Below are 11,816 nucleotides of genomic sequence, written 5' to 3' on the forward strand. Positions count from 1 at the left end.
ATTAAATAAAGAAATAATATACTGAAAACGTGTCTTAAGGCACTGATAACACTTTTCTTCATGTCAGGTAAATTTTCTGGCACTCATTCCATCTATACTTACTACGCTGCCTGGGAGTATCTGCTATATATGAACGTTAAAAATTGATTGCAATTAAATTTTGAATTTGTTTATATTAGTCTGCAATGCAACAGCCAATTTTGACAAACCTTGGCTGGCTGAAGCAATTTCCTCACTGGACGCTGATTGTTCTTCGGCAGCAGCAGATATGTTTTGCGCCTCATTTGAGGCTTTTTTAGTTTCTTTATCTATATTCTGAACAGAATCAACAACGTTTTGTGTATGACCGGTTACTTCTTCTATAGCCGCTGAGATTTCACGTATTTGATGAGTCATATCACGGATCATTATGAGTATTTGTCCAAAACTGTCACCAGCGGCAGTAACAACACTAGTTCCAGTATCAACTTGCTTTTTGTTGTCAGACATAAAATTAACGGCATTAACAGTTTTTTGCTGAACTTCATTAATGAGATCAGTTATTTGCGTGGTTGCATTTTGCGATTGTTCCGCAAGTTTTCTGACCTCATCGGCGACAACAGCAAAACCCTTTCCCGCTTCTCCGGCCCTTGCAGCTTCGATGGCGGCGTTTAATGCAAGCAAGTTTGTTTGACCGGATATACTGGATATAACATCAATAATTTGGCCGATTTGTTTTGATTTTTCCTCTAAATCATTTATTACAGCCAAAGTATCATTGGTTTTTTCTTCAATTACTTTTATTTGATGCACAGCATGATCAATATTTTTTTCTCCGGTATTGGCTGTTTCAAAGGTTTTTTCTGCCGATTCAGCCATTGTTTGTGAATTAGCAGTGACTTGTTCTATTGCTGCAGATATTTGCTGAACAATGTTTGTGGTCTTATTAGACAGAACAAGTTGAGTTTCCGCCACTTGAGCAATATGTGTAATTGAGCCAGCAACTTGATTGGAAGCTTGAGCTGATTGTTCTGAGCTTGCAGTTAATTCTTGAGAGGAAGCAGAAAGTTGTTCCACTGTATGTAATGACTCAGTTAGCAATAAACGAATATTGTTGGACATATCATTTACAGCTTTGGCTACATATCCAAATTCACTTTTATCTAATATGTATTCTTGAGATATTTTCGCTGAAAAATCTCCTTTGGCAATTATTTGCAAATAGCTTACGATTCCTTTAAGACGGGAACTTATCTGTTTGGTAATGAGCCAGCCAAGTAAAGCCCCTATGATAAGTGATAAAATTATAATGGCTATAAATATTATATTAGCATTAATAAAATCCTGTCTATTTTGTTTATTCACGTTATTGGCATCGTTAACGGTATCGGTGGCTAAATTGTTCAAATTCTTAGCAAAATTTTGAGCTAAAGCCTTTCCCTGGCTGTTATAGAGCGCATAAGCATCGGCATTTTTATTTTCTGCGGCCAATGATACCACATTTTTACGGACGGTTTGATACTGCTGTAAATCAGCTTTGATTTCTTTCACGGTTGCAGCGGCTTTGGCGTCAAGCGGAAGCTGTCCATACTGTGTCATATTATCTTGGAACAGTTTGTCTTGTTCTTCAATTTCATTTATTAAATTTGCATTTTCAGTTTTATCGTTTGTCAACATTAGTGCGTGTATATCGGTTTCAATTTTTTGAGCTGCAGCTTTATTTTCGGTAGAAAGTTTTACTGCCAAAAGTTTCTCATGATACATAACATACATGTCACTATGCATTTTCGATAAAAAACAATAACCGACTATACCTGTGCATCCTATAGCAATAAGTAAAACTGAAATAAGTAAAATCAGTTTCTGGGCTACTTTAAGCCTATTAAATAAATTCAAAAAAACCACTCCTATTATTTTTTAAATATTTGCATATATAAAAATAACAAATTTTGCAGGGAAGTGATAAAAAATATATGTACTTTAAAGTAAAACAGAATTGATAAGAAAGTAATATTAATTAAAAAAATTAATATTACAAGGAAATCGCTTATGCATAATAGAATATAAATAATAGTATGTATTTAGTTTTGGCATTTTTAATAATGGCAAATTTTACAAATAGTTACCGATTTTACCGCTACCCTGCAAAGTTAGTGGTTTTCACTTTGAATAGTTCACGGGGTTCTTGAAAAGCTGGATATGAATATCGAGTAGCCCATACGAATTTCATCTGTAAGCTATTATAACCGTATGTGAATCTCTCATTCATACGGTTCCTATCTTTAATCACTAGTTAAACTAATCCGAGGGGCTTATCGCATGAAGATGATTTAAACTTCACTGGCAGCCTTATTTTTAAGCTTTAAACATATCTTAAAATAAATAACATTTGGCTAAATAATTATTCACCCCCATAAGTTAGACCTGGAATTAATCTAACTTATGGGGGTATTTTTTGACTGTTCGAAATAAAAACCGCAGTAGCAATAAATCCCACTGCGGTTTGGTCTAACTTTATGGGGCCACTATAGCTTCATTTTTAAGTCTTTTAGTGATACGGATAATTGTAATGGCATTTTTTCCAACGATAGGTTAGAATGGGAGTAGGTCATCGGTTTTCAACTTCTTTTGGGTTTGCTTGGTTACTTGCTCGTTTCGGAGTTATCGATGGTTTTTCCTATTCTCTTTTGTGAACTTTATTATGTGACATGAAAATCGAAGCAATTACCTTACAAATATGCTATTATTCAGAAACCCCAATTAATTAACTTTTTTATGGCACAGAAATAATTTTCCTGACAGATACCACGCAGCCACTCCCGATGCGATTCCCAAAAAGGCTCCAGCTAACACATCACTTGGATAATGCATAAAAAGATATACCCGTGAAAATGCTATCCCACTTGCCAGTACAATCGTCAGTAAAACCCAGCGGCTTCTTATTCCTTTTATCATAGCGGATGCAGCTGCAAAAGATGAAAATGCATGTGCGGAAGGAAATGAATAGTTGTTAGTTGCGGGCATGTGTAAATGTAAGGATACCCATGGATAATCAATGCAAGGCCTTGACCGCATAACGGTATGTTTCAATAAATCATCACCTATAATCAAGCTAAAAAGCAGGGCAATGAAAACAGCTATTCCCGTACGCCGATATTTTCTTATACATAACAAGATGACACCTAAAAAGATCCATATCCTTCCTGTATTTCCCAACCAAGATAAATTTTTCATAAAAGGGGTAATCATGCTGTTGACTAGATTATTTTGCACCCAAAATACTGTATTATGATCTAAAGCTATGAGCCATCCCACTATTATCACTTGCCCTCTTGTCATTAAATTTTATATATTATAACACATAGCGCATAAATTTAGAAATTTGATTCAGTAGAGAAAGTATTAGATAATTGAGAAATATTATATTTTTAATAATAAAGCATGGTGAAAAATGGGCAGAATTCAATAAACTGGTATAATAGATAGCTATTATAATACCGGGGGGATTTTGTTGTAAAAAATTGTGCGAGCTTTTCGATATTGTTAAATACAGAAAAAAAAATGTTCAGCCAAAAGGTTTGACTATATTACTATTATGCTATGAAAGGATTCTATAATGAATAATATTTTGTTTTTTATACTAGATGGTTATGCAGATTGGGAAAGTGGTTTTGCAAGTGCAAAATTAAACAAACCGGATGAGGGATACGCTGTACACACAATTTCAGTAAGTAAGGCACCTGTTATTTCGCAAGGCAATTTTTTCACTAACATAGATTATTCTATTGATACTTTTGAAGATTTTGGTAGCTGTGCAGCCTTGCTATTAATAGGCGGTACAGGCTGGGGGACAGAACATTTAATAAAAGGATATGATTTGTCATTATATAATTCATCGATTAGTAAAAAAATAACAACATTTATCAATTATTTTTTAGAAAATAAAATACTTGTCGGTGCAATTTGTGATGGTGCAACATTCATGGCAGATAATGGCTATCTTGATAATATTTCACATACTGGCAATTCCCTTTCACACTTAAAAGAAAAAGCTCCAAAATATAATGGTGAATGGTTATTTAAAGAAAAGCAGGCTATTTATGATAATAATATAATTACAGCTAATGGAACTGCTCCGCTAGAATTCGTCCGGGAAATTTTACTTGCTTTAAATATGCTTGGTGGAAAAAATAAAGTTGATGAATGGTATAATTTATATAAACAAGGTACTTTTCAATCTTGAAACTGGTACTATACTGCTAAAAAACTATTAATATAAAAGGGAAAAAGAATTCGAGAACTTATTAAAAAACTAAACATGAAAACTACCATAGCTGCCGTTCATTTGCTTGGATTTATAAACGGGAGTGCGGACAAAAAGTTGGATTATCGTTATACGATCAATCCTAATTTTTGTCGATATTCCATCGGGCTTAAATAGCCAAGAGACTCTTTTATCCCAGCTTGATTAATAAAAGACCTTATCTGTAGACTATTATTAATAGCCCCCAAAATTAGCAACGTTACTTCTTTCGCCTTTTATGGTGACGACCATCATGGGGACGGCACTGGTTTCAACAGCGCACAAAAATTCCACTACCGCCACAACAACAGCAAAAAGCCCTGCCACAAGATCAGCCGGATCAAACACGATCAACCGCAGCCAGCTTCTCTATACGGACTAGTGCAAGAAAACGTCTGCACTCCCGTGAGTCAAAAAATGCGTGAATATCACTTGGCTAATACCGATACTCCGAATTTGCACAAGAATCTGTTTAGCGAGATCTGATGCTATTTGAACATTTCCATACTGCCCATGGTCACGATCATGAGGAAAAGAACTGGCTGAAGAACCTTTTCCAGTTTTTGTTTGTTGATTCGTTTGAGAAGAAACGGACCAACAAAAGCACCACAGACTGTGCCGATCGTTAGGAGCCCGACGAGCTGCCAGTCGATTGTTCCAATGCCGAGGTGCGTAAGAAATCCGGTCACGGCGATTCCGAAAAGGACAAGCACTGATGTGCCCACTGTTTCGAGTGCCTGACAACCGAGAATCATCAGTCCTGCGATAATGGGACCTCCGCCGCTCAGGCCAACCAGCCCAGACATGATTCCTCCCAATAAACCAAAGCATACGGCCTTAATCGTATTGGATTTTTTGTTCATGGGATCGACATTCTGCGTATCGCCATGTTTTCGTTTTTTCTTTATGTAAGAGACAAGCATCTGAATGGCCAAAAGCAAAAGAATCAGTCCGGTGATTTTGTTATACAGGCTTTCCGGTAAAAAACCGGAACACAGAGAACCCAACATTGAGCCTACAGCACCACTGACCAGCATGGTAAGCCCGAAACGCAAGTTCACATTTCCTGCCTTCCAATGGCTGAACGTTCCAACGGCGGTCGTCGGTATCGTGGTTGCCAGCGAAGTGGTCGCAGCAATGGCGGGCGGGATATTGAAAAGCGTGGTCAAAATTCCCACATAAACGGCTCCACCTCCCCCCCCCAGGGATATGATCAATAGACCTACAATAAAGCCAACAATCGGTAAAGCAATGTAATAAGCCATATTATGACTCCTCCTCAATGGTCAAAGTAGAAAGAAAACGCGTGACAAGCTGCTTATAGCTTTTATCCACATTTGCTTTGGTACCTTGAAAAAAACCCACCTCTTCCAGCGAAATGAATCCATGGAGCGCACTTCGAAAACATAAACTTGGTTTGGTAACATAGACAATCCAAGTTTATGTCCGCAACTGGCAAAAAATACAAAACTATTTATAAACTTTTATACTATTTCCCCGTCTGTTTCTTCCGGATAATACAGCTGCCATTCATTGCGTATTTCTGACATCATTGCCATCACATCAACGGTATCATTAAGCCGCATGATTTGCCTGTTCCCTCTTATCGCCGTTTCCATATCCTCCATCTCATATTGCAGGGCGCACCGCCTGTCGCCCTCCTCAATAAAGGTCTTCTCGCCCGATGCCGCGTCAACAAGCACAGCTTTGCAGGCCCGCGGATATTCCATTATTTCTATATAGCATTTTTCGCAAGAAATAACTGCTCGCTTTGGTTGTTTGGAATGCAGAGACAATGATACCACCGTCATTTCTCCCTGTTTGTTCGTCATAAGTATGCCTGTCTTCTCATCCACTCCCGTCGGTGCATAACTAACCTGAGTCAGGATATTGTCCGGTTTAGATGATAAAAATAGTCTTGCTAGTGAAAGAGCATATACTCCGATATCCAGCATCGCACCACCAGCCAGATTTTTGTTGAAGAACCTATTTTTCATATTATATTCCTTAAAGCTGCCGAAATTTAGCTGAATGAGATTTACCTTGCCGAAGTGCCCCTCGCCGTACATTCGGCTCAGTTTTTTATATAGAGGCATATGATAAATCGTCATAGCCTCCCCCAGTACAGACTTGTTTTTTTCAGCTAGTGCCACCGCTTCACGCAGTTCCGCAGAGTTCAGTGTAATCGATTTTTCGCACAAAACATGCTTTCCCGCAGCAAGCGCTTCGCGCAGGAAATCTATATGCGTGTTATGTGGCGTTGTTATATAAATAACATCCACATTTCCATCATGGAACATTTCATGATAATCGCCATAGACTTTCTCTATGCCGTACTTTTCCGCGAAGGCAACCGCTTTCTCATGTGTGCGATTCCCTACAGCATAAACTTTCTTTCCTGAATTTTTCAAAGCGGCTGCCATTTCGTTGGACACTACCCCTGTTCCCAAAATAGCCCAGTTTATATCTTTCACTGCAAGTTGTTCCTCCCCAATAAAAATTATTACGATGGCTTTAATATATCATTTTTATACAACAACATCAATGGTACAGCTCAATTGATCTGCTTTTGTATTCTTTCACCTTCATCGGTATCAGCCACAGTGATCTGATAGTTCCGCACCTCCGTAGGTATGGAAATCAATTCAATATACGTGTTGTCCATTATAGGAGTTTTTAAATTTGTAAAGTCACGATATCAATCAGGTGCAATTTCCGTGAATTCGATACCAGCTAGAATTAGTTATAGTGCTGTTATGTTGTGATGGTGCGGTAAGTCCGTAATAACGATAGCTTTATAAATATGTAATATTTGACAAATGCTTTACTTTATATTATATTGAACGTATGTTCAATATAATATAGATATTTTGAGGATGGCAGAAATATGGCACAGGTATTAAAAGAAGAAATAAAAAACAAAATATACCAGATGGCAATTGAGGAATTTTATAATAACGATTATAAGACTGCTACTTTAAGAAATATTGCGAAGAATTCAGGTATTCCCGTGGGGCTTATTTATACTTATTATAAAAGCAAAGAGGCTCTGTTCAATATTATCGTTAATCCTATATATTTATCTGTCCAAGAATTACTATTATCAGAGCCAGGCGTATCAGGTAGCAGTCAGGACCATGATACTTCTTTTCATTTTCAAAAGGAACTGNACACTAAGGAAGAATTTATCCAATTCGCTAAAATGCATATACAAACGCAGCTGCAGGCTAAAATACATAAAAGCCAAAAAATAGATGAGTTATTTTATCACATATTAGCCAATAATTTTATGGAAGGTGTTTTTGAAGTTGCCAGACATTATAAAGATGAAGAATGGGCTGCCAATATTATGCAGCTTTATACGCAGCAATATTTTTATGGTGTAAATTCTTTGATCAAATAATTTTTTGGCTCAATATTGAACATACGTTTAATATTGAGCAATTTTTTTTAAAGGAGTACAAACTATTTATGATTACCTGGATAAAAAATGTTAATAAAAAAACTTTATGTTTAACGATTGCCACAGTTATTTTAATCATAAGTACTGCAACAGCGTATATACATTACAGCGGACAGTCAGTCTCTACGGATGATGCCGCAATAGACGGGCAGACTGTAGTACTATCGCCTAAAGTAGCAGGATATATAAAAACCATATACATTAATGACAATCAGACTGTTAAAGCCGGTGATATCATTATGCAGATCGATCCTAAGGATTACCAACTTCAGGTAAATAATGCCAAAGCGGCATTATCAGCGGCTAAAGCAGCTTTAGCTGCTGCCCAGGATAACGCCGCAGCGACATCGATTACTGCTCCGGCGAAGATACGATCAGCTCAGGAAAAGATTAATTCTGCACAGGCTTCTTGGGAAAAGGAAGCCGCCGATGAGCAGCGCATGCAAATGCTGATAAACAGCGGGGCTTGCTCGCAGGAACAATATGATCAATCTGTTGCCGCTGAAAAATCAACACGGGCATCGTTACAGCAGGCTCAGGCTGATTTAAGTTCAGCAAGCTCTGCTTCGCATGTAATTGCGAATGCTGAAGATACAGCAAAGCAGCTCGAAGCTCAGGTTGAAAAAGCACAGGTAGAGCTTGACCAGGCAGAAACTAATTTACAGAATACAAAAATAACTGCTCCTACAGATGGCCGCATAACGAAAAAGAGCGTCAATGAAGGAGCTTACGTAGAAGCCGGCACACAGTTATGCTCACTAGTCAGCTTTGATTTATGGGTTACAGCAAATTTCAAGGAAAGCCAGCTAAAAGGAATGAAACCCGGTGATAAAGTGGATATTTCGATAGATGCATACCCTAATCTCAAGCTTACTGGTAAAGTCGACAGCTTTCAGGCAGGTACCGGTTCTTATTTTTCATTATTTCCGGCAGAAAATGCTACTGGAAATTTTGTAAAAACCACACAGCGTGTTCCTGTAAAAATATTGCTTGACCAGCTTTCTGACTCCACTGCGGCATTATTAGGTCCTGGCATGTCTGTTGAACCTACTGTCCACATAAATTAGAGGATGAAAAATATGAAATCTAAACCTTTAGTTATTTCTCTTGTCGTCAGTATAGCCGCCTTTATGGAAATTCTGGATACAACAGTAACCAATGTAGCGCTTACGCATATTGCCGGCGATTTAAGCGCCGGTATGGAAGAAAGCACTTGGATACTGACATCTTATCTGGTAACTAACGCTGTTATTCTGCCGATTTCCGGCTGGTGCTCCGAAAAATTTGGCCGGAAAAAATATTTTATAGTCTGCATAGCCGGATTCACTCTTGCCTCTTTTTTGTGCGGGATAGCCACTTCATTGCCGGCATTAGTTTTTTTTCGATTAATTCAAGGCCTAGCAGGCGGAGGACTGCAGCCAAGCCAGCAGGCTATTATAAAAGACAGCTTTCCACCGCAAAAGCTTGGCAGCGCCTTTGCTATTGTGGGTATCGTGAATGTATGCGCACCTATTTTAGGGCCGGCTTTGGGCGGATATATAACTGACAATCTCAGTTGGCGGTGGATATTTTTTATCAATGTGCCTATTGGTATATTAACAACTGTTTTAGTAAAAAAGCTGGTTCCCGATTCCCAGCATGAAACAACCAGTTCTCTCATCGACTATATCGGTTTTGTCATGCTTGCTGTCGGGCTTGGTACGTTGCAGGTTGCTCTAGATAACGCCCAACAGTATGATTGGTTTGCAAGCTCGGGAATCACGGCATTATTTATTATTTTCCTTATTAGTATAAGTGCAACCATCATATGGTTGCTGCACCAGAAGAATCCAATCGTAAATGTACGGCTTTTCAAGATACCGCGCTTTGCTATAGGCTGTATTATGATGTTTTTTACCGGAACACTTGTAAATGTCAGCGTAATGTTGCTGCCTATGCTGGTACAAAACTATTTTGGCTATGATGCAACGACAGCTGGACTTATTTTGGTTCCTGGTGGAATCGTCATGTTGCTGCTGATGCCTGTGGTCGGTAAGTCATTAAAAATTTTCAAGCCCAAATATTTAATAGCTTTTGGTATGTTTGTCAGTGCTGGCAGCATGTTATTTTCTGAAGGCATCAACCTGCAAAGCGATAAAACATATTTCATATTGGTAAGGGTACTGCAGATTCTTGGCGCCCCCTTCCTTTTTGTTCCGACATTGTCCGTAGCATTTTGTGATATTTCCACTAAGGAAAGCAATAATGCGTCTGCCATTGTTTCATTGATGAAAAATCTTGGCGGCAGTTTCGGTATTTCCCTTATAACCAGCTACTTGGCCCATCGGCAGCAGATAGAACAAGCATATTTGACTTCACATCTTACCTTTGATCACATAGGATACAAATTAGGATTAAATCAATACACTGCTGTAATTCAAAATATCCACCTTCCTTCTTTATTAAACAGCAATACAGCTATATATGGAACAATGATGAAATTGTATCAGAGTCTCCAGCTGCAGGCTGATATTTTAGCCTATATTGACACTTTCCGGTTGCTTGGCTATCTCTTTTTGGCACTCGCCTTCGTAGCTTTGGCATTACCTACCGGGAAAAAGCAACCGGTAAAATAGTGTGTATACAGCTTTGACGTTAATAATGACGATTTTGCTAAAAGCCAATATAAATCAATAGTGATATATTTAAGGGTATTGCTGTGAAAGTGCTACCCTTTAAATATCTCTTTCTAAAAGGTATTCTTCAAAATAGATATCTAGCTGCGCTCTTATTTGATATCAGTCTTGTCACCATTCAGTCCATTTTTTACTAATGTCCATTATAGTTAAATACAACATTTTTAAGAGACTATCATCTGAAGGGAAAATCGTCCTGAACTTGGTGACCCTTCCAAGTTGTCTGTTAGATTTTTCTATATGTTATAATTTTTTCTAGTTATCTCAATTAGCGGGAACCATATCAATGGCAGTTTAAAAGGATTTAGAAGATTATGATTTTTTCCAGAAAACTATTTTACCGTTCTGTATACATGAATATAATAATTTAGGACATAGTGAAAGGAACATAATGAAAATTTTACTTCAGTCTATTGTTTAAACATGAAACAGCTATTCATGACAGTAATATAAAAAATTAAAAAAATTGATATTAATCTCTGAATCAATAAATAAAATGAATAATAGAAATATTTACGATAAAAAGTATTGACTTTGAGTTAACACAAAGTAGTAAACTTTATGTGTATAAAATTTTTTTGTATTGCGAAAAAGGTCGACTTTATGAAAAAAACATCGATTGTGATCAATGTCAGTGTTCTGGTCAAAATAATGAATGATGGCCGTAGAAATTAGACTTATTGCGAGAAAATATTTTTAGACGAGGAGAATTAAAAATGACGATATCAGAAGTAAGCGAAAAATATGGGATGACACAAGATACGTTGCGTTATTATGAACGTGTAGGACTGATCCCAATAGTACCGCGTAAACCAAGTGGAGTCCGAGACTATGATGAAAGCAGCTGTGGTTGGGTAGAATTCATTCGATGTATGAGAAATGCCGGGCTCCCAATCGAAACGTTGATAGAATATGTACATCTTTGCCAGGAAGGACCTAAAACCAATGAAGCACGTAAACATTTACTCATAGAGGAAAGGCAACGACTGGTTGAACGTATTGCTGCGATGCAAGCGACACTGGTGCGTCTAAATTGCAAAATTGAACATTATGAAAGTATGAATAAAGTTGCGGATAAATTGAAAAAATCCGCATCTATGATTTCATAAAAAGATCAGTATATTATTTAGAAATACCCATGGACTTTATAAAATAAAAATGAAAGATCGAGAAACGAAAACAGCTAATTACTTAAAGCAACGAGTAAAAGCTTGAGATCGGCACAAGCTGCCAGGATCAGGCTTTTAAGAGCAGAATGGGGCCAACAAAATTGTAAAAGAAGAGAAAAACTGCGATAAGATTACTAGCGTAATTGAAAGAAGAAAATTCTTATTTGGTCTTATACTAAACCCTGAATTGTTTTCCCTGTTCTACTACTTCTTTATAGTTTCCAGTA

12 protein-coding genes are annotated in these 11,816 nt (G+C 37.5%); 5 read left to right on the forward strand and 7 right to left on the reverse strand.

Translation table 11 applies throughout. The features are described from left to right. Positions 1-153: 153 nt before the first annotated feature. Complete coding sequence (locus I6751_RS02580; protein ID WP_196590423.1) at positions 154-1,875, reverse strand: methyl-accepting chemotaxis protein; 1,722 nt, start codon at positions 1,873-1,875, stop codon at positions 154-156. 864 nt (positions 1,876-2,739) lie between these two features. Continuing rightward, positions 2,740-3,303, reverse strand: a complete 564-nt coding sequence (locus tag I6751_RS02585) for a phosphatase PAP2 family protein (RefSeq protein ID WP_330998243.1) — start codon at positions 3,301-3,303, stop codon at positions 2,740-2,742. 292 nt (positions 3,304-3,595) lie between these two features. On the opposite strand from I6751_RS02585, the gene I6751_RS02590 reads away from it, so the two are divergent. After that, positions 3,596-4,222 (forward strand): DJ-1/PfpI family protein, encoded by a 627-nt coding sequence (locus tag I6751_RS02590; protein WP_196590421.1) that lies wholly within the window; start codon positions 3,596-3,598, stop codon positions 4,220-4,222. A gap of 255 nt (positions 4,223-4,477) precedes the next feature. On the opposite strand, the gene I6751_RS02595 is transcribed toward I6751_RS02590, so the two are convergent. The 4 genes from I6751_RS02595 to I6751_RS02605 form a co-directional block, all read right to left on the reverse strand. Further along, complete coding sequence (locus I6751_RS02595; RefSeq protein ID WP_196590420.1) at positions 4,478-4,636, reverse strand: hypothetical protein; 159 nt, start codon at positions 4,634-4,636, stop codon at positions 4,478-4,480. A gap of 134 nt (positions 4,637-4,770) precedes the next feature. After that, positions 4,771-5,547: a sulfite exporter TauE/SafE family protein gene (locus I6751_RS02600; RefSeq protein WP_196590419.1), complete on the reverse strand. Its 777-nt coding sequence runs from the start codon at positions 5,545-5,547 to the stop codon at positions 4,771-4,773. Between the two features lies 1 nt (position 5,548). Beyond that, positions 5,549-5,716, reverse strand: coding sequence for a TetR-like C-terminal domain-containing protein (locus tag I6751_RS14050; protein ID WP_414153169.1), 168 nt, complete (start codon positions 5,714-5,716; stop codon positions 5,549-5,551). A gap of 50 nt (positions 5,717-5,766) precedes the next feature. Then, complete coding sequence (locus I6751_RS02605; RefSeq protein ID WP_196590418.1) at positions 5,767-6,756, reverse strand: Gfo/Idh/MocA family protein; 990 nt, start codon at positions 6,754-6,756, stop codon at positions 5,767-5,769. A gap of 458 nt (positions 6,757-7,214) precedes the next feature. Here I6751_RS02605 and I6751_RS02610 point away from each other — a divergent pair, with 458 nt between their 5' ends. The 3 genes from I6751_RS02610 to I6751_RS02620 all read left to right on the forward strand — a co-directional run bounded on the left by I6751_RS02610 (position 7,215) and on the right by I6751_RS02620 (position 10,360). Beyond that, positions 7,215-7,685: a TetR/AcrR family transcriptional regulator gene (locus I6751_RS02610; RefSeq protein ID WP_462139395.1), complete on the forward strand. Its 471-nt coding sequence runs from the start codon at positions 7,215-7,217 to the stop codon at positions 7,683-7,685. Positions 7,686-7,753: 68 nt separating this feature from the next. After that, positions 7,754-8,812 (forward strand): HlyD family secretion protein, encoded by a 1,059-nt coding sequence (locus I6751_RS02615; protein ID WP_196590416.1) that lies wholly within the window; start codon positions 7,754-7,756, stop codon positions 8,810-8,812. Between the two features lie 12 nt (positions 8,813-8,824). After that, positions 8,825-10,360: a DHA2 family efflux MFS transporter permease subunit gene (locus tag I6751_RS02620; protein WP_231037797.1), complete on the forward strand. Its 1,536-nt coding sequence runs from the start codon at positions 8,825-8,827 to the stop codon at positions 10,358-10,360. A 171-nt stretch (positions 10,361-10,531) separates the two neighbouring features. Here the strand turns inward: I6751_RS02620 and I6751_RS13995 are convergent, their stop codons facing one another. Beyond that, positions 10,532-10,660 (reverse strand): transposase, encoded by a 129-nt coding sequence (locus I6751_RS13995; RefSeq protein ID WP_196590514.1) that lies wholly within the window; start codon positions 10,658-10,660, stop codon positions 10,532-10,534. A gap of 476 nt (positions 10,661-11,136) precedes the next feature. Between I6751_RS13995 and I6751_RS02630 the strand changes: the two genes are divergently transcribed. Then, positions 11,137-11,529 carry a MerR family transcriptional regulator gene (locus I6751_RS02630; RefSeq protein ID WP_182185438.1) on the forward strand — a complete coding sequence of 131 codons (393 nt, stop codon included), beginning with the start codon at positions 11,137-11,139 and terminating at the stop codon, positions 11,527-11,529. Positions 11,530-11,816: the final 287 nt, after the last annotated feature.

Origin of the sequence: Pectinatus frisingensis, assembly GCF_015732285.1 — a bacterium.
In the GTDB taxonomy this organism is placed as follows: domain Bacteria; phylum Bacillota; class Negativicutes; order Selenomonadales; family Selenomonadaceae; genus Pectinatus; species Pectinatus frisingensis.

Coding starts and splice junctions, on each gene's coding strand:
- I6751_RS02600 (WP_196590419.1), bottom strand. CDS start 5,547: ATGGCTTATTACATTGCTTTACCGATTGTTGGCTTTATTGTAGGTCTA.
- I6751_RS02590 (WP_196590421.1), top strand. CDS start 3,596: ATGAATAATATTTTGTTTTTTATACTAGATGGTTATGCAGATTGGGAA.
- I6751_RS02630 (WP_182185438.1), top strand. CDS start 11,137: ATGACGATATCAGAAGTAAGCGAAAAATATGGGATGACACAAGATACG.
- I6751_RS02620 (WP_231037797.1), top strand. CDS start 8,825: ATGAAATCTAAACCTTTAGTTATTTCTCTTGTCGTCAGTATAGCCGCC.
- I6751_RS02615 (WP_196590416.1), top strand. CDS start 7,754: ATGATTACCTGGATAAAAAATGTTAATAAAAAAACTTTATGTTTAACG.